The organism is Micromonospora palythoicola, from assembly GCF_036689795.1.
Taxonomy (GTDB): Bacteria; Actinomycetota; Actinomycetes; order Mycobacteriales; family Micromonosporaceae; genus Micromonospora; species Micromonospora palythoicola.
Genome location: NZ_JBAGKI010000013.1, coordinates 33,999 through 54,718 on the forward strand (window position 1 = coordinate 33,999; position 20,720 = coordinate 54,718).

The 20,720-nt window shown below is 72.2% G+C and carries 18 protein-coding genes and 1 pseudogene; 9 read left to right on the plus strand and 10 right to left on the minus strand.

Annotated elements, in window-relative coordinates; translation table 11 throughout:
- Nucleotides 1-98: 98 nt before the first annotated feature.
- The gene (locus V5O40_RS08335) at nt 99-1,571 is read right to left on the minus strand and encodes an NAD-dependent malic enzyme (protein WP_332904937.1); all 1,473 of its coding nucleotides are present in this window, start codon (nt 1,569-1,571) and stop codon (nt 99-101) included.
- A gap of 175 nt (nt 1,572-1,746) precedes the next feature.
- Here V5O40_RS08335 and hflX point away from each other — a divergent pair, with 175 nt between their 5' ends.
- Together hflX and V5O40_RS08345 are read left to right on the plus strand one after the other, a co-directional pair.
- Complete coding sequence (gene hflX / locus V5O40_RS08340; protein ID WP_332904938.1) at nt 1,747-3,195, plus strand: GTPase HflX; 1,449 nt, start codon at nt 1,747-1,749, stop codon at nt 3,193-3,195.
- Between the two features lie 64 nt (nt 3,196-3,259).
- The gene (locus V5O40_RS08345) at nt 3,260-4,954 is read left to right on the plus strand and encodes a beta-propeller fold lactonase family protein (RefSeq protein ID WP_332904939.1); all 1,695 of its coding nucleotides are present in this window, start codon (nt 3,260-3,262) and stop codon (nt 4,952-4,954) included.
- Nucleotides 4,955-5,005: 51 nt separating this feature from the next.
- On the opposite strand, the gene lexA is transcribed toward V5O40_RS08345, so the two are convergent.
- Nucleotides 5,006-5,788, minus strand: a complete 783-nt coding sequence (gene lexA / locus V5O40_RS08350; RefSeq protein WP_332904940.1) for a transcriptional repressor LexA — start codon at nt 5,786-5,788, stop codon at nt 5,006-5,008.
- Nucleotides 5,789-6,333: 545 nt separating this feature from the next.
- Between lexA and nrdR the strand changes: the two genes are divergently transcribed.
- Nucleotides 6,334-6,819, plus strand: a complete 486-nt coding sequence (nrdR, locus tag V5O40_RS08355) for a transcriptional regulator NrdR (RefSeq protein ID WP_332904941.1) — start codon at nt 6,334-6,336, stop codon at nt 6,817-6,819.
- 88 nt (nt 6,820-6,907) lie between these two features.
- On the plus strand, nt 6,908-9,787 hold the full coding sequence (locus V5O40_RS08360; protein WP_332904942.1) for a vitamin B12-dependent ribonucleotide reductase: 2,880 nt from the start codon (nt 6,908-6,910) through the stop codon (nt 9,785-9,787).
- A 79-nt stretch (nt 9,788-9,866) separates the two neighbouring features.
- Here V5O40_RS08360 and V5O40_RS08365 read toward each other — a convergent pair whose 3' ends face one another.
- Nucleotides 9,867-10,322, minus strand: coding sequence for an HIT family protein (locus V5O40_RS08365; protein WP_332904943.1), 456 nt, complete (start codon nt 10,320-10,322; stop codon nt 9,867-9,869).
- A 170-nt stretch (nt 10,323-10,492) separates the two neighbouring features.
- Nucleotides 10,493-10,792 (minus strand): annotated as a pseudogene (locus V5O40_RS08370) (DUF6010 family protein); the annotation flags it as partial.
- Nucleotides 10,793-10,875: 83 nt separating this feature from the next.
- On the opposite strand from V5O40_RS08370, the gene V5O40_RS08375 reads away from it, so the two are divergent.
- Nucleotides 10,876-11,874 carry a GlxA family transcriptional regulator gene (locus tag V5O40_RS08375; RefSeq protein ID WP_332904944.1) on the plus strand — a complete coding sequence of 333 codons (999 nt, stop codon included), beginning with the start codon at nt 10,876-10,878 and terminating at the stop codon, nt 11,872-11,874.
- A 61-nt stretch (nt 11,875-11,935) separates the two neighbouring features.
- On the opposite strand, the gene V5O40_RS08380 is transcribed toward V5O40_RS08375, so the two are convergent.
- Together V5O40_RS08380 and V5O40_RS08385 are read right to left on the minus strand one after the other, a co-directional pair.
- A complete protein-coding gene (locus tag V5O40_RS08380; RefSeq protein ID WP_332904997.1) occupies nt 11,936-13,117 on the minus strand; it encodes an RNA polymerase sigma factor in 1,182 nt (393 codons plus the stop codon).
- 86 nt (nt 13,118-13,203) lie between these two features.
- Nucleotides 13,204-13,545 carry a YciI family protein gene (locus V5O40_RS08385; RefSeq protein WP_281580372.1) on the minus strand — a complete coding sequence of 114 codons (342 nt, stop codon included), beginning with the start codon at nt 13,543-13,545 and terminating at the stop codon, nt 13,204-13,206.
- Between the two features lie 91 nt (nt 13,546-13,636).
- On the opposite strand from V5O40_RS08385, the gene V5O40_RS08390 reads away from it, so the two are divergent.
- A complete protein-coding gene (locus V5O40_RS08390; RefSeq protein ID WP_332904945.1) occupies nt 13,637-13,876 on the plus strand; it encodes a DUF5522 domain-containing protein in 240 nt (79 codons plus the stop codon).
- An 11-nt stretch (nt 13,877-13,887) separates the two neighbouring features.
- On the opposite strand, the gene V5O40_RS08395 is transcribed toward V5O40_RS08390, so the two are convergent.
- On the minus strand, nt 13,888-14,577 hold the full coding sequence (locus V5O40_RS08395; RefSeq protein WP_332904946.1) for a metal-dependent transcriptional regulator: 690 nt from the start codon (nt 14,575-14,577) through the stop codon (nt 13,888-13,890).
- A 99-nt stretch (nt 14,578-14,676) separates the two neighbouring features.
- Between V5O40_RS08395 and V5O40_RS08400 the strand changes: the two genes are divergently transcribed.
- The 3 genes from V5O40_RS08400 (at nt 14,677) to V5O40_RS08410 (ending at nt 19,390) form a co-directional block, all read left to right on the plus strand.
- Nucleotides 14,677-15,519: a sulfurtransferase gene (locus tag V5O40_RS08400; RefSeq protein WP_332904947.1), complete on the plus strand. Its 843-nt coding sequence runs from the start codon at nt 14,677-14,679 to the stop codon at nt 15,517-15,519.
- Between the two features lie 102 nt (nt 15,520-15,621).
- Complete coding sequence (locus V5O40_RS08405) at nt 15,622-16,803, plus strand: acetoin utilization protein AcuC (RefSeq protein WP_332904948.1); 1,182 nt, start codon at nt 15,622-15,624, stop codon at nt 16,801-16,803.
- 28 nt (nt 16,804-16,831) lie between these two features.
- A complete protein-coding gene (locus V5O40_RS08410) occupies nt 16,832-19,390 on the plus strand; it encodes a bifunctional acetate--CoA ligase family protein/GNAT family N-acetyltransferase (RefSeq protein ID WP_332904949.1) in 2,559 nt (852 codons plus the stop codon).
- 11 nt (nt 19,391-19,401) lie between these two features.
- On the opposite strand, the gene V5O40_RS08415 is transcribed toward V5O40_RS08410, so the two are convergent.
- Genes V5O40_RS08415 through V5O40_RS08425 form a run of 3 tightly spaced genes read right to left on the minus strand, consistent with a single transcriptional unit; the run spans nt 19,402 to nt 20,653 of the window.
- Complete coding sequence (locus tag V5O40_RS08415) at nt 19,402-19,809, minus strand: VOC family protein (protein ID WP_332904950.1); 408 nt, start codon at nt 19,807-19,809, stop codon at nt 19,402-19,404.
- The gene (locus tag V5O40_RS08420; protein ID WP_332904951.1) at nt 19,806-20,297 is read right to left on the minus strand and encodes an SRPBCC family protein; all 492 of its coding nucleotides are present in this window, start codon (nt 20,295-20,297) and stop codon (nt 19,806-19,808) included. Before V5O40_RS08420 ends, V5O40_RS08415 begins: the two co-directional genes overlap by 4 nt.
- Nucleotides 20,294-20,653, minus strand: a complete 360-nt coding sequence (locus V5O40_RS08425; protein WP_332904952.1) for an ArsR/SmtB family transcription factor — start codon at nt 20,651-20,653, stop codon at nt 20,294-20,296. Before V5O40_RS08425 ends, V5O40_RS08420 begins: the two co-directional genes overlap by 4 nt.
- Between the last annotated feature and the right edge of the window lie 67 nt (nt 20,654-20,720).

The window sequence follows — 20,720 nt, forward strand, 5'->3', positions numbered from 1 at the left end:
TGCCGCTAACCTCATGATCAACGCGGGTGGTCCAACGCGCGGGTGGTCCAACGCGCGGGTGGGTCAACGCGCGGGGTGGGTCAGCGCGGGGGAGTGCGTCAGGGGGTGGCGGAGGCGGAGGCGGCGATCTCGGGGAGGTCGGCGGGGCCGGGGTCGGCGGCGGGGGGTGGGGTGACGGTGGGGTTCTGGGCGGCGGCGCGGACGGCGGCGGCGACCGCCGGAGCGACCCGGGAGTCGAAGACGCTGGGCACGATGACCGTCGGGTTGATTTTTTCCTCGCCGACCACGTCGGCGATGGCCCGGGCGGCGGCGATCGCCATCTCCTCGGTGAACTCCTCGGCGTGCGCGTCGAGCATGCCACGGAAGACGCCGGGGAAGGCGAGCACGTTGTTGATCTGGTTCGGCTGGTCGGAGCGGCCGGTGGCCACGACCGCGGCGTGCTTGCGCGCCTCCCGTGGGTCGACCTCCGGGTCCGGGTTCGCCAACGCGAACACGATCGCGTCCTTCGCCATGGTGGCGATGTCGTCGCCGGTGAGCAGGTTCGGGGCGCTCACCCCGATGAAGACGTCGGCGCCGGCCAGCGCGCCGGGCAGGTCACCCGAGTAGCCGTTGGCGTTGGTGTTCTCGGCCAGCCACCGCCAGGCCGGGTTGAGGTCGGCCTGGCCACGGTGCAGGGCACCCTGCCGGTCGTACGCGATGATGTCACCGACGCCCTGGCGCAGCAGCAGCTTCATGATCGCGGTGCCGGCGGCGCCCGCGCCGGAGACCACCACCCGGACGTCCGCCAGCTGCTTGCCCACGACGCGCAGCGCATTGGTCAACGCGGCCAGCACACAGATGGCGGTGCCGTGCTGATCGTCGTGGAAGACCGGGATGTCCAACGCCTCGCGCAACCGGGCCTCGATCTCGAAGCAACGCGGCGCGGCGATGTCCTCCAGGTTGATCCCGCCGTACGCCGGCGCGATCGCCTTGACGATGGTGACGATCTCGTCGGTGTCCTGCGTGTCCAGCACCACCGGCCAGGCATCCACCCCGCCGAAGCGCTTGAACAGCGCCGCCTTGCCCTCCATCACCGGCAGCGACGCGGCGGGACCGAGGTTGCCCAGCCCCAGCACGGCCGAGCCGTCACTGACCACCGCCACCGTGTTGCGCTTGATGGTCAGCCGGCGGGCGTCGGCGGGGTTGTCGGCGATCGCCTGGCACACCCGGGCCACCCCGGGGGTGTACGCCCGCGACAGCTCGTCCCGGTTGCGCAGCGCGACCTTCGGACTCACCTCGATCTTGCCGCCGAGGTGCAGCAGGAAGGTGCGGTCGGAAACCTTGCGGACGTCCACGCCGTCGAGCGCGCTGAGCGCGTCGACCACCTGGTCGGCGTGACCGGCGTCGGCGGTGTCGCAGGTCAGGTCGACGATCACGTTCGTCGGATCGGAGTCGACCACGTCCAGCGCGGTGACGATCGCCCCGGCCTCACCCACCGACGTGGTGAGCCGGCCGATCGAGGAGGCGTCGGCGGGCACGGCGATCCGGATCGTGATCGAAAATCCGGCACTGGGCAGTCGGGTGGTGGCCACGCAGGTCCCTCCGTCGGCGCTGAACGGCTCGTCCGCATTTCTACTCGCCCGCCGCCGGCCGCCGGCATCCGCCCCCGCTCCCGCCGGTTCACAGGTGGGCATATACCAGGTGCACCGGGCGTTGACACATGTCAGGATTACTCGGTACGTGCACAGAACGGACAGGAGAGATCGCTTGCGAGACCAGGAGACCTACGTTTCCATCCCCGACGACGAGCTCGACACCACCACCGGCGAGTACGAGCTCTCCGAACGGCAGGCGCTGCGACGGGTCCCCGGTCTCTCCACCGAGCTGACCGACGTCACCGAGGTCGAATACCGACAGCTCCGACTGGAGCGGGTGGTTCTGGTCGGCGTCTGGACCGACGGCACCCTCCTCGACGCGGAGAATTCCCTCACCGAGCTGGCCGCGCTGGCGGAGACCGCCGGCTCGCAGGTGCTCGAAGGGCTCATCCAGCGACGCAACCGTCCCGACCCGGCGACCTACATCGGTCGCGGCAAGGTCGACGACCTCAGCTCGGTGGTGCTGTCCGCCGGCGCCGACACGGTGATCTGCGACGGGGAGCTGTCCCCGTCCCAACTGCGCAACCTGGAGCAGCGCACCAAGGTCAAGGTGGTCGACCGCACCGCGCTGATCCTCGACATCTTCGCCCAGCACGCCAAGAGCAAGGAGGGCCGGGCCCAGGTCGAGCTGGCCCAGCTGGAATACCTCCTGCCCCGGCTGCGTGGCTGGGGCGAGACGCTGTCCCGGCAGACCGGTGGGTCGGGTCGGGGTGGCGGTGCCGGCGGCGGCGTCGGCGTCCGTGGTCCCGGTGAGACCAAGCTGGAGACCGACCGGCGGCGCATCCGCCACCGGATCGCCCGGCTGCGCCGGGAGATCAAGGCCATGCGGACGGTACGCGAGACCAAGCGCGCCCGCCGTACCCGCAACGCGGTGCCCGCGGTGGCGATCGCCGGCTACACCAACGCCGGCAAGTCCAGCCTGCTCAACCGCCTGACCGGGGCGGGCGTGTTGGTGGAGGACGCCCTGTTCGCCACGCTCGACCCGACCACCCGCCGGTCCACCACGTCCGACGGCCGGGTCTACACGCTGAGCGACACCGTTGGTTTCGTCCGGCACCTGCCGCACCAGATCGTCGAGGCGTTCCGGTCGACGCTCGAGGAGGTCGCCGAGGCGGATCTGGTCGTGCACGTGGTCGACGGCACCCACCCCGACCCGGAGGAGCAGGTCCGGGCCGTCCGCGAGGTGCTCGGTGAGGTCGGCGCCGACCGGCTGCCCGAGCTGCTGGTGGTCAACAAGACCGACGCGGCCGACGAGGAGACCCTGCTGCGGCTCAAGCGGCTCTGGCCCGACGCGGTCTTCGTCTCCGCACACAACGGCCGGGGCATCGACGACCTGCGCGAGACGATCGAGCGGCGGCTGCCCCGCCCCGCGGTCGAGCTGCGCGTGGTCCTGCCCTACGACCGAGGCGACCTGGTGGCCCGGCTGCACCGGCAGGGCGAGGTGCTCAGCACCGCCCACCTGCCGGACGGGACGATGCTGCACGTACGGGTCAACGAGGCGCTCGCGGCCGAACTGACCCCGTACCATGACACGGCGCAGGCGGCCCGTACCGCGCGGTGATCGCCCGCGGTGACCGGGCTGCCGCGTCACCCGACGGAAACCTGCGGCATGCGACACTTCTTTCATGCTCCGCACTGTTTCCTCCGTCACGGTTGCCCTCGGCCTGGCCGGGGTCACCGTGGCGGTCACCGGTGCCGCGCTCGCCGCGCCCGGCTCGACCCCCGCCAAGGCAGCGTCTTCCCTGGTGGCGGCCCCTCCGGCTGCGGTGGCGGGGCCGCCGGTCACCGCGGCGGGCAAGAAGCAGTGCTCGGTCACCGACTCGCGACTGCGTGAGCTGTCCGGCCTGGTGGCGACCAGGAACGGCTACATCGTCGTCAACGACAGCACCGAGCAGGACGACCGCAAGCGGGTGTTCTACCTCAACAAGGACTGCCAGGTCGTCCGCGAAGTGCCCTACTCGGGGGCGGGGCCGTTCGACACCGAGGATCTCGCGGTCGCCCCGGACGGCAAGACGCTGTGGATCGCCGACACCGGCGACAACGTGACAAGCCGCGAACGCCGTGAGCGGGTGGCGGTCTGGAGCATGCCGATCGGTGGTGGCAGCCAGCCGAAGCTGCACCGCCTGTCGTACCCGGACGGCAAGCCGCGCGATGCCGAGGCGCTGCTGATCGGCGACGACAAGCTACCGCTGATCATCACCAAGGTCACCGCTGGCAAGGCCGAGATCTTCACCCCGGACGGGCCACTGAAGACCGGCGACACCGAGCCCGTGCCGATGAAGAAGCTCGGCGACATCGAGCTGCCCAGGACGGACACCGAGAACCCGCTGAGCACCTTCGGGCGCGTCGCGATCACCGGTGCGGCCCGATCCCTGGACGGCTCACGGGTGGTGCTGCGCACCTACGCCGACGCCTTCGAGTACGACGTCGCCAACGGCGACGTCGTCACCGCCCTCACCACGACCACTCCCCGGGTCACCGCCCTGGCCGACCCGTTCGGCGAGGCGATCTCCTACTCGACCGACGGCAAGACGTTCCTGACCGTCTCCGACGCCGGTCACCTGGAGGACGAAGACCCCGTCAACATCCTCAGCTACACCCCCTCCACCGAGGGGCCGAAAGACCTGGCGAACGATCCCGACGCGGCGCAGAAGTCGGGTCAGTCGTTCCTCGACGGCCTGACCCCGACCGACATCATGTACCTGATCGCCGCGGTGGGTGTGCTCGGAGCCCTGCTGGTCGGCGCGGGCATCTTCGGCATCCTGCGCGCCCGCAAGCGCCCGGCACCGGCCGGTCGCAACCGCGACGGCGACGATGACCTGGACGCCGCGAAGCGCAAGGGGGACGGATTCGGCTCGGCCCAGGACCGGGGCCGGGGCGGGGTGTACGGCGGGGCAGCGGCCGGTGGCGTATACGGCGGATCTCCGGCCGGTGCAGGCCCGGGCGGCGTCTACGGTGGCGGCAATGGCCGGCCACCCGCCGGCAACGGTGCTCGCCCGGGGCAGGGCGGCGGAGGCGTCTACGGCGGCGGTGGAGCCCGGCCCGGTGGTGAGGGCGCTGCCGTCTACGGCGGCGGGCGCCCGGGCGGTGGTCGACCGGCCGGCGGCGGTGGACGCCCGGGCGGCGGCGTCTACGGCGGCGGCGGTGCCCGTGGTGGCGGGCAGCCCGGCACCGGCGGGCGAGCGGAGCCTCCCCGACGTGGCGGCCCGGCCGAGCCCGACTACCGGGGGCGGCGGACCGGGCGTTACCGGGAGGACGACGGCGAACCGTACGGCCAGGTGCGCGGCGGCCACTACGGCTACCGGGGCGACCGGTACTGATGTGACGGCCGGGTACCGAGCGTGGGTCGGTACCCGGTCCCGGTCGCCGATTCAGATGCGGCGCAGCACCGCGACCACCCGCCCCATGATGGTGGCGTCGTCGCCGGGGATCGGGTCGAAGGCCGGGTTCTGCGGCATCAGCCAGACGTGACCGTCACGCAGACGGTAGGTCTTCACGGTCGCCTCGCCGTCGAGCATGGCGGCGACGATCTCACCCGAATCCGCGTTCGGCTGCTGCCGGACGACCACCCAGTCGCCGTCGCAGATCGCCGCGTCGAGCATCGAGTCGCCCTTGACCTGGAGCATGAAGACCTCGCCCTCGCCGACCAGCTCACGCGGCAGCGGGAAGACGTCCTCCATCGACTGCTCGGCGAGGATCGGGCCACCGGCGGCGATCCGACCGAGCATCGGGACGTAGGCCGGCGTGGGACGTTGGGAGCGGCTCAGCTCGTCGTCGACGTCGTTCGGGGAGCGGACGTCGACGGCCCGGGGCCGGTTCGGGTCGCGCCGGAGGAAGCCCTTCTTCTCCAACTCCTTGAGCTGGTAGGCGACGCTCGACGGGGAAACCAGCCCGACCGCCTCGCCGATCTCGCGCACGCTCGGCGGGTAGCCGTGGCGTTCGACCCAGGTGCGGATGAAGTCGAGGATGCGTCGCTGCCGGGCGGTGAGGTCGACGGTCGCCGGGTCGGGGAAGCTGCTGACCACCGGGGTCACCGGACGCACGGTCGGCTGACCGGAACGGGCGCGGGTGACACTCCGGCGTCGGGCGGCCGGCGGACCCGCCTCGATGCTCTGCTGCGGGCTCTGTGGCCGGTTGGCCCGGTCCTCGGTCACGTCCGTCCTCCCTGGTCGGCGCTGAGTGCCTCGGCGGCTCGTGGTGCGCGCGGTGGTCTGCTGGCCGGCGGGTCGACCATGGTCACCTCCGGTTGTTCATGACCGTATAGGTGAGATCGGTCTTTTTCAAACATCTGTACGACCTTCGGTCGCGTGTCGATCCGGAAATCGGCGCGACGCCCGGGTCCTTCCTGATAAATAGTACGGGTGTTCGAGTGGCGGGGAATTGTCGATGCTCGCGCCGGGCCGGTGGTAACCGGCGTGGGCGGCGTCGCGTTGGGCCCTCCGGTTGGGCGGAACGCGGGATTCGGGTGACGCGCCGGACACGCCGACCAACTTGACCCCGGATCGTCGGCGGCCTACGGTCGACCCCTAGATGTAGTAGTCACATGGGCGTAAGTTGCCTACAGGTTGGGTTCGACTACCGACCGCACTCCCGTACCGCCGGGCCGGCGGCCATCCTGCGGAGATGGCGCCGGCTTACCGAGGCGTGCCCGGGGTGCGGGCGGGCGGGCGGCCCTGTGGTCGATCGAGGAGGTCGGGCGATGCGGTGTCCGTACTGCCGGCACGCCGACTCCCGGGTGGTCGACTCGCGGGAGGCCGACGACGGCCAACTGATCCGGCGGCGGCGGGCCTGCCCCGAGTGCGGCAAGCGGTTCACCACCGTCGAGGAGGCGGTGCTCGCCGTGGTCAAGCGCAGCGGCGTGACCGAGCCGTTCAGCCGGACGAAGATCATCGGCGGGGTGCGCAAGGCGTGCCAGGGCCGGCCGGTCGACGAGGACTCGATCGCGCTGCTGGCGCAGCGGGTCGAGGAGACCGTCCGGGCCAAGGGGGCCGCCGAGATCCCCAGCCACGAGGTGGGGCTGGCCATCCTGGGTCCACTACGGGACCTGGACGAGGTCGCCTACCTGCGGTTCGCCAGCGTCTACCGGTCGTTCGACTCGCTCGCCGACTTCGAGCGGGAGATCGACACGCTACGGGCCGCCGCGCGTGCCCGCGAGGCCGGTGCCGAGCCGGCCAGCGCGCCGTGAATTTCCAGCAGTACGCGCAGTGAATTCCAGAAGTACCAGTGACAGTCGGATCGCGCGGCGGGCCCGCGCGGACGAGGGGGCGGATGAGATGCCGGGGGACGGTGTGACGACAAGCAGGTCACGAAGCAAGGCGGGCGCGGGGCTCAAGGTCGAGCGGGTCTGGACGACCCCGGGGGTGCACCCGTACGACGAGGTCAGCTGGGAACGCCGCGACGTCGTGATGACGAACTGGCGGGACGGCTCGATCAACTTCGAGCAGCGGGGCGTGGAGTACCCGGAGAGTTGGAGCGTCAACGCGGCCAACATCGTGACCACCAAGTACTTCCGGGGCGCGGTGGGGACCCCGGAGCGCGAGTGGTCGCTCAAGCAGTTGATCGACCGGGTGGTCACCACCTACCGCACCGCCGGTGAGGAGTACGGCTACTTCGCCTCCCCGGCCGACGCCGAGGTGTTCGCGCACGAGCTGACCTGGATGCTGCTGCACCAGGTGTTCAGCTTCAACTCCCCGGTCTGGTTCAACGTCGGCACCCCCTCACCGCAGCAGGTATCCGCATGTTTCATCCTATCTGTGGATGATTCGATGGATTCCATCCTGGATTGGTACAAAGAGGAAGGGCTGATCTTCAAGGGCGGCTCCGGCTCCGGGGTCAACCTGTCCCGGATCCGCTCCTCCCGGGAACTGCTCTCCTCCGGCGGCACCGCCTCCGGCCCGGTCAGCTTCATGCGCGGCGCCGACGCCAGCGCCGGCACCATCAAGTCCGGCGGTGCCACCCGCCGCGCGGCCAAGATGGTCATCCTCGACGTCGACCACCCGGACATCGAGGAGTTCGTGGTCACCAAGGCGCGCGAGGAAGACAAGATCCGCGCGCTGCGCGACGCCGGGTTCGACATGGACCTGGGCGGCTCCGACATCGTCAGCGTGCAGTACCAGAACGCCAACAACTCGGTCCGGGTCTCCGACGAGTTCATGTCGGCGGTGGAGAACGGCGGCAGCTTCGACCTGCGGGGCCGGCTCGACGGCGCGGTGATCGACACCATCGACGCCAAGAACCTGTTCCGCACCATCTCCCAGGCCGCCTGGGAGTGCGCCGACCCGGGCCTGCAGTACGACGACACCATCAACGACTGGCACACCTGCCCGGAGACCGGCCGGATCACCGCGTCGAACCCGTGCTCGGAGTACCTGCACCTGGACAACTCCTCGTGCAACCTGGCCTCGCTGAACCTGATGAAGTTCCTCCGCGCCGACGGCGGCTTCGAGGTGGAGAAGTTCGTCAGGAGCGTCGAGCTGGTCATCACCGCGATGGACATCTCGATCTGCTTCGCCGACTTCCCGACCGAGAAGATCGGCGAGACCACCCGGGCGTACCGGCAGCTCGGCATCGGCTACGCCAACCTGGGTGCCCTGCTGATGGCCTCCGGCCTGCCGTACGACTCGGACCAGGGCCGCTCGCTGTCGGCCGCGATCACCTCGCTGATGACCGGCACGGCGTACCGCCGCTCGGCCGAGCTGGCCGGCATCGTCGGCGCGTACGACGGCTACGCCCGCAACGCGGAGCCGCACAAGCGGGTGATGCGCAAGCACGCCGCCGCCAACGACGAGATCAAGCCGACCGGCACGGTGGCCACCGCGCTGACCCGCGAGGCCACCAAGCAGTGGACCCTCGGCAACAAGATCGGTGAGAAGAACGGCTGGCGCAACTCCCAGGCCAGTGTGCTCGCGCCGACCGGCACCATCGGCTTGATGATGGACTGCGACACCACGGGCGTCGAGCCCGATCTGGCGCTTGTCAAGTTCAAGAAGCTGGTCGGCGGCGGCTCGATGCAGATCGTCAACCAGACCGTGCCGCGCGCCCTGCGTTCCCTCGGTTACCCGGAGGAGCAGGTCGAGGCGATCGTCGAGCACATCGCCGACCAGGGCCACGTGGTGGACGCCCCCGGCCTCAAGCCGGAGCACTACCCGGTCTTCGACTGCGCCATGGGTGAGCGGTCCATCGCGCCGATGGGGCACGTACGGATGATGGCCGCGGTCCAGCCGTTCATCTCCGGCGCCATCTCCAAGACGGTGAACATGCCGGAGCAGGCCACCGTCGAGGACGTCGAGAAGATCTACTTCGAGGGCTGGAAGCTCGGCCTCAAGGCCCTCGCGATCTACCGGGACAACTGCAAGGTCGGCCAGCCGCTGTCGGCGGCGAAGAAGAAGGCCGCCGAGCCGGAGCCGACCGTCACCGCGGTCGAGCCGGTGGTGGAGAAGGTCGTCGAGTACCGCCCGGTGCGCAAGCGGCTGCCGAAGAAGCGCCCGTCGGAGACCATCTCCTTCTCCGTGGGCGGCGCCGAGGGCTACCTCACCGCCTCGTCGTACCCGGACGACGGTCTCGGCGAGGTCTTCCTCAAGATGTCGAAGCAGGGCTCCACGCTGGCCGGGGTGATGGACGCCTTCTCGGTGGCCATCTCCATCGGCTTGCAGTACGGCGTGCCGCTGGAGACGTACGTCAGCAAGTTCACCAACATGCGCTTCGAGCCGGCCGGCATGACCGACGACCCGGACGTGCGGATGGCCGCCTCGGTGATGGACTACATCTTCCGTCGCCTGGCGCTGGACTTCCTGCCCTACGATCGCCGCGCCGAGCTGGGCATCTTCACCGCCAAGGAGCGGGCCGCCCAGCTCGCCGCCGAGGCCGAGGCCGAGGCGAACGGCACAGACCTGACCGCGATGGCCGCCTCCGCCCCGGTGGAGACCAGGCCGGAGGAGCCGAAGGCCGGCCCGGTCGCCCAGCCGGCCCAGGAACTCGCCGACGTCGCCGCGGTCAAGCCGGCACCGTCGGTCGGTTCCAGCACCGAACTGCTGGAGGCCGTGATCGGCAAGGCCGCCGACGCACCGCTCTGCTTCACCTGCGGTACGAAGATGCGCCCCGCCGGTAGCTGCTACGTCTGCGAGGGCTGCGGCTCCACCAGCGGCTGCAGCTGACCGGAGTACGCGACGAGCCCCGGGCGGATCACCGCCCGGGGCTCGTTCGTCTCTCGCAATCGTGGACCGAACCTGCCCCTCACGGGTTGGATTCGTCAGCGAGGTGGTTGCGCAGCTCGACGGCGAGGGCGTCCATGTCGGCCTCGGGGACACGCTCTCCGGGTGGCGCGTGGAGGTAGGCGAAGGCGCGCGGGCCACGGTGGTCGAGCGGGATGTCCGCCGGGCGCGGCACCACGTGGAAGTGGACGTGGGCGAAGCCGGCCTGTTCGGCGTACTGCATGACGTAGGTCTTGACGCAGCCGGTGACGGCGGTCAGCGCCCGGGAGAGCCGGACCTGCCAGGTGCCGAGGCTCGCCGCCTCGGCGTCGGTCAGTTCGGCGATCGAGGTGACGTGCCGGCGGGGGACGAGCACCAGCCAGCCGGGCAGCCGGCTGTCGAAGGCGTGCACCACCCGCCAGTGCTCATCGGCATCGACGCGCTCCCGTGGCGGCAACGCGTCGAACCGCTCCTCGCTGCGGCACACGTAGCAGTCCATCCCCGCACCGTACCGAGCGACAACCATGGGATCTTGGTGCGAAGCCGCCCTTCCGAGGGCGGTTTCGCACCAGGATTTCGTGCCGAGCGGAGGCGGAGCAGGTCCCGCAGCGACCAGCCGCCGGTCAGGCACCAGAGCGCGATGACCGGGTCGCAGATCGCGCAGCCGAAGGACGAGTCGTGGGCGAACGGGATGATCGGGTTGCCCTTCAGGTGGTGGACGACGTCCCAGCCGGTGTGCAGCAGCCAGCCGACACCGATCCACCGCCACGACTCCAGCCCCCGCAAGGCCACGTAGACCAGCACGGCCACGAACGGGAACTCCCACGCGCCGAGCCCACCACCGCTGAGGTACGCCGCGCCCGCTCCCGCGATCATGACGGCGTTGAGGCGGCGGCGGTGCGGTTCCCGGACCAGCGAGTTGAGGCAGACGTAGAGGACGCCGATGAGCAGCGGCACGACGATGTTCATGAGCGGTGAATCTAGGTATCGGCGGCGCTGGAGAGCAGGGGCCGGCGAGCCATCGACCGACGGGTTCTCGCCAGAATGGGCGGATGCACCGAGTGGTGGTGGTCGCGTACGACGGTGTGGTCCCGTTCGACCTGGCCGTGCCGGTCGAGGTGTTCGGCCGGGCCCGTGGGGCCGACGGCGGTGCCGCGTACCAGGTCCGGGTCTGTGGGGCGACCGGCGAGGTCCGGGCCGGTGCGCTCGGGCTGCGGGTGCCGTTCGACCTGTCCGCGATGGCCGAGGCGGACACGGTGGTCGTACCGGGAGTCGCCGACCTGGACGCGCCGGTGCCGGAGGCGGTCCGCGTGGCACTGGCCGACAGCCCGGCCCGGCTGCTCTCGATCTGCACCGGCGCCTTCGTGCTGGCCGCCGCCGGTCGGCTCGACGGCCGGCGGGCCACCACCCACTGGGCCGCCGCGGCCGAGCTGGCCCGCCGGTATCCGAGGGTCATCGTCGACCCGGGCGTGTTGTTCGTCGAGGACGCGCCGGTGTCGACCTCGGCCGGTGCCGCCGCCGGGCTCGACCTCTGCCTGCACGTGGTACGCCGCGACCACGGCGCCGCCGTCGCCGCCGAGACCGCCCGCAGCTGCGTGATGCCGCTGGAGCGGGCCGGCGGGCAGGCGCAGTTCATCGCGTACGAGCCGCCCGCGCCGGCCGGGCACAGCCTCGGACCGCTGCTGGCCTGGCTCACCGACAACCTGCACCGTCCGCTGACCCTGGCCGAGATCGCCGCGTACGCGATGATGAGCCCGAGATCGTTGAGCCGGCACTTCCGCGACCAGACCGGCACCACGCCGATGCGTTGGCTCAGCCGACACCGGGTCCGTCGGGCGCAGCACCTGCTGGAGCGTAGCGACCAGCCGGTCGAGCGGATCGGCGAGCTGGTCGGCTTCACGTCGCCGACGGCCTTCCGGGCATGTTTCCGGCAGCTTGTCGGCGTCAGCCCCCGCGACTACCGGGCAGCCTTCCCGCCCTCCGCCCCACACCCCGGCATCGCGCCCATAGCCCGGCAAGAAGCGGCTTTCTCTGCGCCCAGGTCACGGTGACATGCTCATGTCACCGTGCCATGCCGCTCTCACAGGTGACAGTGGCCGGACGCGGACGTCGTCAGCGGGGGAGGACCTCGTCGAGGCGGGTGGTGAGAAAGTCGCGTTCGGCGTCGTTGTCCACCAGGTCCAGGGCATCCCGGTAAGCTTCCGCCGCCTCGGCGTCGCGACCGAGCCGGCGCAGCAGGTCGGCCCGGATCGCCGGCAGGTAGTGGTAGCCCGCCAGGCGCGGATCCTGGGCCAGGGTGTCCACCTCGGCGAGCGCGGTCGCGGCCCCGTCCACCATCGACACCGCCACCGCCCGGTTGAGTCTGACCACCGGGGAGGGCCAGTGCGCCAGCAACGCGTCGTAGAGCCGGACGATCTGCGGCCAGTCGGTCGCCGGGTAGCTGGGCGCGAGGGCGTGCAGCGAGGCGATGGCAGCCTGGATCGCGTACCGGCCGGTGCGTCCGGTGCGGAACGCGTCGAGCACCAGGCGGTGCCCCTCGGCGATGGCGTCCCGGTGCCAACCGGAGCGGTCCTGGTCCTCCAGCCGCAGCAGCCGGCCCTCGGCGTCGGTGCGGGTGGCCCGGCGCGCGTCGGTGAGTAGCAGCAGCGCGAGCAGCCCGCGTACCTCCGGCTCGTCGGGCAGCAGGGCGGCCAGCATCCGGGCCAGGTGCAGCGCGCGGTCGGCCAGGTCGGCGCGGACCAGGTCGCCGCCGCTGGGCGCGGTGTGCCCGGTGGTGTAGAGCAGGTGTACGACGGTGAGCACCGCGTCGAGCCGATCGGGCAGTTCGACGGCCTCGGGGACCCGGTACGGGATCCGGGCGGCGGCGATCTTCTTCTTGGCGCGGGTGATCCGCGCCGCCATGGTCGGCTCGGGGACCAGGAAGGCGCTGGCGATGTCGGCGGTGCTCACCCCGCAGACCAGGCGCAGGGTCAGCGCCACCTGCGCCTCCCGGGCGAGCGCCGGATGGCAGCAGGTGAAGACCAGGCGCAGCCGGTCGTCCGGCACCGCCACCTCGTCCGGGACGTCCGGTTCCGCCTGGTCCGGTTCCACCAGCAGGGGCAGTTTCGCGCGGAGCACCTGCCGTCGGCGCAGCACGTCGAGGGCCTTGCGCCGGGCCGTGGCGGTGAGCCAGGCGCCGGGACGCTCCGGTACGCCGTCGCGGGCCCAGGCGCCGAGCGCGGCCACGTACGCCTCCTGGACGCTCTCCTCGGCGAGGTCGAAGTCACCGGCGACGCGCGCCGTGGCGGCGAGCACGAAGGTCCACTCACGGCGGTGTGCGTCCGCGACGGCCCGTTCGACCTCGGCAGCCGTGGCCGGCCCGACGCCGCGCTCGTCGGCGCTCACTCGGCTGGCGGCTCGAACAGCGGCCGGACCTCCACCCCGCCGTGAATGGTGGCCGGGTTCAGCTTGGCGATTCGCACCGCGGTATCCAGGTCGGGCGCCTCCAGGACGAAGAACCCGGCCACGACCTCCTTGGCCTCGATGAACGGGCCGTCGGTGACGAGGTCGCCGCGCACCGCGGTGGCGGTGGTGCTCGGTTGCAGGGCGAAACCCGTCACGATCTGCCCACCGAGTTCGGCCACCTGCGCGGGATACCGCTCCAGCAGGGCGACGTAGTCGGGGGTGAGGTCCATCGGGTCGGCCGGTGCCGGCGAGTAGATCAGGACTGCGTACTGGGCCATGGGATCTCCTTCATCGACTTGGTCCGCTGTCCCGCCGCTGGGCGGGGCCAGCACGGATGGACGCGATCGGGGAGAACCTAGACTGCCGGTGATGAGCGGAGAACGACGGCCCCTGGCGGCTCGGCCGCTGACCGAGCCGCACCCGTCCCGGCTGCCGTTCGACCACCCTGGCCGGCAGCGCATCCTCACCGAGCACGCCGCCGCCCTGGCCGCGGGCGACGCCGGCTATCCGGACCCGGAGACCGGGCTGTTCGTCCTCACGGCCGGCTTCCTGGCCCGTCGGGGCACCTGCTGCGGCCGGGGCTGTCGACACTGCCCGTACGTGGAGTGAGCTTGCCGTGCTCAGGCGGCGGCGACGAAGACGCGGGAGGCGATCTCGCGGGGCAGCCGGACGCTCTCACCGGAGCGGTCGATCGACACGGCGTCGCGTTCCTGCGCCACCGTCACCGTGGCACCCGGGTCGACGCCGGCCGCGTGCAGCTGTCGGAGCACCTCGGCGTCGGTCTGCACGCTCTCGCAGATCCGTCGCACGATGACCGTGCCGGTCAGACCGGGGAAGGCCAGGTTGCGCTCGACGTCCGTCGGCTCGGGCTCGAACTGGCCGGGCGAGCCCAGCTCGTCCAGCCCCGGGATCGGGTTGCCGTACGGCGACCGGGTCGGCCGGTTGAGCAGGTCGTAGACCCGCTTCTCGACCGCGTCGCTCATCACGTGCTCCCAGCGGCAGGCCTCCTCGTGGGCCTCCTCGTAGGGCATCCCGATCACGTTGACCAGCAGCAGCTCGGCGAGCCGGTGCTTGCGCATCACCGAGACGGCGGCGTTGCGCCCCTGGTCGGTGAGGCTGAGGTGCCGGTCACCTTCGACGGTGAGCAGTCCGTCGCGTTCCATCCGGGCAACGGTCTGACTGACCGTGGGGCCGCTCTGGCGCAGGCGTTCGGCGATCCGGGCGCGCAGCGGAGGCACGCCCTCCTCCTCGAGTTCGAGGATCGTACGCAGGTACATTTCGGTCGTATCGACCAGGTCGTGGGACTTCATGGTGTCAGCGGCCCTCCAGGCCTCGATGGTACCCTGCCGCACCCTGGAGGCCGGTTGCCGAACCGTCCGGCATGTCACTCGTGGTGTTGACTGGTGGCCATGCCCGCTAGCGAGGAACTTCTGGTCGAGGCCGAGCGGCTCGCCGCCGAACTCGACGGCACGGACCCGCCCACCCTGCTCGATGTGCGCTGGCGTCTGGTCGGGCCGCCCGGACGGGACGACTACCTGGCCGGGCATCTACCGGGCGCGGTCTTCGTCGACCTGGACACCGCGCTGTGCGGCGCTCCCGGCCCGGCCGGGCGGCACCCGCTGCCCGAACCGGTCGCGCTGGAGGCGGCGTTGCGGGCGGCCGGCGTCCGGGCCGGGCACCCGGTGGTGGTGTACGACGGCGGTGACGGGATGTCCGCGGCGCGGGCCTGGTGGACGCTGCGCTGGGCGGGGCACCGGGCGGTCCGGCTGCTGCACGGCGGCTACCCGGCCTGGACGGCGGCCGGCCTGCCGGTCAGCACCGACCGACCCGATCCGGTACCGGGCGACGTGACCGTCCGCCCGGGGGCCCTGCCGGTGCTGGACGCCACGGCCGCCGCCCGCCTGGCGGCCGGCGACGGCGTCCTGATCGATGTGCGGGCCGCGCCCCGCTACCGGGGCGAGCACGAGCCGATCGACCCGGTAGCCGGTCACATCCCCGGCGCGGTGAACCTGCCGGCGCCCGAGTACGTCACCGAGGGCCGCTTCCCGGCCGCCGAGGCCCTGCGGCACCGTTTCGCCGCCGTCGGCGTGGCCGCCGAGGCTCCCGTCGGGGCGTACTGCGGATCGGGGGTGACCGCAGCCCAGGCGGTGCTCGCGCTGCATCTGGCCGGCCGCACGGACGCCGCGCTCTACGTGGGCTCGTGGAGCAACTGGGTCGCCGACCCGGACCGACCGGCGGCCACCGACACCTGACCGTCCCCGACACCTGACGGCCGGGTCGCGGGTCCGGCGGCGTACCCGGGTCGCCGGCCCGGCCGCCGGGCCGCCGAACGGCCCTCGTGCGACCATGGGCAGATGTCCGACGACACGGTGGTGGTGTGGGACGAGTCGCTGCTCGGCTACGACCTCGGTGACCACCCGCTCGATCCGGTGCGGGTGGAGTTGACCATCGCCCTGGCCCGGGAGCTGGGCGTGCTGGAGCGGGCCGGGGTGCGCCTGGTGCCGCCGACACCGGCCGACGACACTCTGCTCACCCGGGTGCACGACCCGCGTTACCTGGACGCGGTCCGGATCGCGCCGCGCGATCCGCTCTTCGCCGGGTTCGGTCTGGGCACCTCGGACAATCCCGTCTTCGACCGGATGCACGAGTCCAGCGCGCTGGTCGCGGGGGCGAGCGTGATCGCGGCCGAGGCGGTGTGGCGGGGCACGGTCCGCCGGGCGGTGAACGTCGCCGGCGGTCTGCACCACGCGATGCCCGCCCGAGCGGCCGGGTTCTGTGTCTACAACGACCCGGCGGTGGCCATCGCGCGCCTGCTCGACCTGGGTGCCGAGCGCATCGCGTACGTCGACGTGGACGTGCACCACGGCGACGGGGTGCAGCAGATCTTCTGGGACGACCCCCGGGTGCTGACGGTCAGCCTGCACGAGACCCCGCTCGCGCTGTTCCCGGGCACCGGCTTCCCGGACGAGACCGGCGGCCCGAACGCAGCCGGCACCGCGGTCAACATTCCGTTGCCGCCCGGCATCGAGGACGCCGGTTGGCAGCGTGCCTTCCACGCGGTCGTGCCGTCGGTGCTGCGGGCGTTCCGCCCACAACTCCTGTTCACCCAGTGCGGGGCGGACGCCCACCGGGTCGACCCCCTCGCCGACCTGCACCTGTCCGTCGATGGGCAGCGCGCCACCTACCTGGCGTTGCGGGCGCTCGCCGACGAGCTGTGCGACGGGCGTTGGGTGGCCACCGGCGGTGGCGGGTACGCCCTGGTCGAGGTGGTGCCCCGGGCCTGGACGCACCTGCTGGCGGTGGCCACCGGCGCGCCGTTGGATCCGGCGACGCTGACCCCGCCGGCCTGGCGGGAACTGGCCGCCGCCCGCCGACCCGGCTTCGACGTGCCGCTGCGGATGACCGACGACGTCGACCCGGGGTACGAGCCGTGGCAGCCCACCGGGGAACCGAGTCCGGTCGACCGGGCGATCGCGGCGACCCGCAAGGCGGTCTTCCCGCTGCTCGGCCTCGACCCGCACGATCCGCGTGACTGACTGAGCCGGCCGGGGAGGGCCGTCCGAGGTGACCACTGCCGAACACGCCGTGGACGTGCTGCTCAGCGACGGCAGCACGGTCCAGTTGCGGCCGATCGACCCATCCGACGCGCCCGAGATCGTGGCGATGCACTCCCGCTTCTCCGAACGCACCCGCTATCTGCGCTACTTCTCGCCGTACCCCCGGATCCCGGAGCGGGACCTGCACCGCTTCGTCAACGTCGACCATCGGGACCGGGAGGCGTTCGTGGTGCTGGCCGGCGACCGGATAGTCGCCGTGGGCCGCTACGAACGGCTCGGCCCGGCCTCCCCCGACGCCGAGGTGGCCTTCGTGGTGGAGGACGCCTACCAGGGGCGGGGCATCGGCTCGGTGCTGATGGAGCATCTCGCCGACGCCGCCCGCCGGGCCGGGATCGTCAACTTCGTGGCCGAGGTGCTGCCGGCCAACGGGCAGATGCTGCGGGTGTTCGCCGACTTCGGGTACCAGATCCAGCGCCAGTTCGCCGACGGTGTGGTGCACCTGAGCTTCCCGATCGCGCCCACCGAGGCGACCCTGGAGGTGCAGCGCGGGCGGGAACACCGCACCGAGGCGCGGTCCATCGCCCGGCTGCTCGCCCCGCGTGGCGTCGCCGTCTACGGCGCCAGCGCCACCGGCCAGGGGGTGGGTGCGGCGGTGCTCGGGCATCTGCGCGACGGCGGGTTCACCGGGTCGGTGGTGCCGGTCCATCCGAGTGCGGCGCGGGTGGCCGGGCTGCCCGCGTACCCGTCGGCGGCCGATGCCGGGTTGCCGGTCGACCTGGCGGTGGTGGCGGTGCCCCCGGACGCCGCCGCCGCGGTGGTCGCCGACGCCGCGGCGGCCGGAGCGCACGGACTGGTGGTGATCTCCGCCGGCTTCGCCGAGGCCGGTGTCGAGGGCGCCGCCGCGCAGCGTGCGCTGGTCCGCGCGGCGCACGCGGCGGGCATGCGGGTGATCGGCCCGAACTGCCTGGGGGTGGCCAACACCGACCCGGGGGTACGCCTCAACGCCACCCTCGCCCCGCGCCTGCCGGTGCCGGGCCGGGTCGGCATCTTCAGCCAGTCCGGCGCGTTCGGCGTGGCGCTGCTGGCGGAGGCGGACCGGCGGGGGCTCGGCCTGTCCAGCTTCGTCTCGGCCGGGAACCGGGCCGACGTCTCCGGCAACGACCTGTTGCAGTACTGGCAGGACGACCCCGGCACCGACGTGATCATGTTGTACCTGGAGACCTTCGGTAACCCGCGCAAGTTCGCCCGGCTGGCCCGGCGCATCGGCCGGGACAAGCCGGTGGTGGCGCTGGCCTCACCGGCCCGTCCACCGGGGATGGGTGACGCCACCGGCCCGGACGCCACGGCCGTCAGCGCGTTGTTCGCCCAGTCCGGGGTGATCAGGGTGGACACCGTCGGCGAGTTGCTCGACGTCGGGGTGCTGCTGGCCAACCAGCCGCTGCCGGCCGGCGACCGGGTCGGCGTGGTCGGCAACTCCTCGGCGCTGACCGGGCTCGCGGCCACCGCCTGCGCGGCCCAGGGCCTCACCGTCGCCGACGGCTACCCGCGGGACGTGGGGCCGAGGGCGAGCACCGCCGAGTTCGCCGAGGCACTGGCCGGTGCCGCCGCCGACGATTCGGTCGACGCGCTGGTGGCGCTCTTCGCGCCGCCGTTGCCCGGCCAGTTCACCGGCACCGAGGCCGAAATCACCGCCGCCCTGCCCGCGGCGCTGTCCGGCGGCAAGCCCGCGGTGGCGACCTTCCTCGTCGGCCGTGCCCCGGCCGGGATGCCCTCGTACCCGAGCGTGGAGGAGGCGGTTCGGGCGCTGGCCCGGGTCACCGCGTACGCGCAGTGGCTGCGCCGGCCGACCGGAGTCCTGCCGGAGCTGTCCGGCGTCGACCCGGGTGCGGCACAGTCGGCGCTGCGGGCGGACGACACCGACGTGGCGGCGCTGCTGGCCGCGTACGGCATCGAGGTGGTCGAGTCGGTGCCGGCCGCCTCGGTCGACGAGGCTGTCGAGGCGGCCACCCGGCTCGGGTTCCCGGTGGCGCTCAAGGCCGCGGCGCCGGGGCTGCGGCACCGACTCGACCTCGGTGCGGTCCGCCTCGACCTGTCGGACGCCGCCGCCGTGCGCCGCGCCGGTTCGGAGCTGGCGGCGGCCTTCGGCGCGGAGGTCCTGGTGCAGCCGATGGTGCCACCCGGGGTGGCCTGTGTGGTGGAGCTGGTCGAGGATCCGGCGTTCGGGCCGGTGGTCGGGTTCGGGCTCGGCGGGGTCGCCACGGAACTGCTCGGCGACCGGGCGTGGCGGGCCGTGCCGTTGACCGACCGGGACGCTGCCGAGCTGGTCGACGCGCCCCGGGCGGCCCCGTTGCTCCGTGGTCATCGAGGGGCCGCGCCGGTCGACCGCGCCGCCCTGGCCGATCTGCTGCTGCGGGTCGGTCGTCTCGCCGACGACCAGCCCCGGGTCCGGGCGCTGACGCTGAACCCGGTGCTCGCCCGGCCCGACGGTCTGTCGGTGCTGCACGCGAGTGTCCGGATCGGCTCGGCCGACGTGCCGCGCCCCGACACCGGCCCCCGCCGGCTGTGAAGGGCGGTGGGTCAGGCTCGGCTGGAGATCTGCTGCACCGCCCAGGAGTTGCCGTCGGGGTCGGCGAAGAAGACGAAGCCGACGTTGTCCAGCGGGTCCGGCACCGGGCGCGGGTTCTCGCCGAGCACCCGGATCTCGCTCACCTCGACGCCGCGTTCGAGCAGCTCGGCGCGGGCCTTGCCGAGGTCCGGCACGACGAGTTGCAGGCCCTTCAGCGACCCCGGCGGCATCTGCGGCACGGCGCCCTTGCCGATGACGATCGAGCAGCCGGACCCGGGTGGGGTCAGCTGCACGATGCGGACGTCGTCGCTGATCACCGTGTCGTGGTCGACGGCGAAACCGAGCCGTTCGGCGTAGAACTCCTTGGCCCGGTCCACATCGGAGACCGGTACGACGACCACTTCCAGCGTCCAGTTCATTGCGGTCCTCCTGTTCTCGTCGCCAGCAGTTCGGCGAGTCGGGTGAAGCTCTCGGAGACCCCACGGACCATCGGGTACCGCAGGGCGGTGTCGCGTCCCTCGGGGGTGGCATAGCGCAGGGCGGTGGTGACGGTGGTCCGCCCGGCCAGTTCGGTGAACGTGTGGCTGACCAGGGTCTCGCCGGGGTACGACTGGTCGTCGAAGCGTTCGGTGCAGACGAGCCCGTGCGGTGGGTTGACCGTCCGGTAGACCCCGCGCTGGACCATCCGCTCCCCGTCGGGGCCCTGCGACTCGAAGCGCCACCGCCCGCCCACCCGCAGGTCCACCTCGCACCCGACCAACTGCCAGCCGCGTGCGCCGTACCAGCGGACGAGCAGCTCAGGACGGGTGAAGGCGGCGAACACGAGCCGCGCCGGTGCGTCGAAGACCCGGCTCAGCACGATCTCCCGATCGCCCGGCGTGTCGACCACCAGATGGTCGTCGATCACCGGGCCGTACCGCCGGCCCCGTCCCGGCCCTCCTCGGTCGAGCACAGCTCGTCGAGCAGGGCGTCGAGACGCTGATAGCGCTCGGCCCAGTGGTCGCGGTACGCGGCGAGCCAGGCGGTGGCCTCCCGCAGCGGCCCGGCTTCGAGGCGGCACGGGCGTCGTTGGGCGTCGCGTCCCCGGCTGACCAGCCCGGCACGTTCCAGCACCCGCAGGTGTTTGGAGACGGCCGGTTGACTCATCGCGAAGGGTACGGCGAGTTCGGTGACGGTGGCCTCGCCGGTGGCCAACCGGGCGAGGATGGCCCGCCGGGTCGGGTCGGCGAGGGCGGCGAAGGTGGCATCCAGGTCGGTGAGCACGTCATATAACCTTCCGGTTTGATAACCACAAGGTTTGTATCGGACAGTGCTCCTGCCGTCAAGTGGA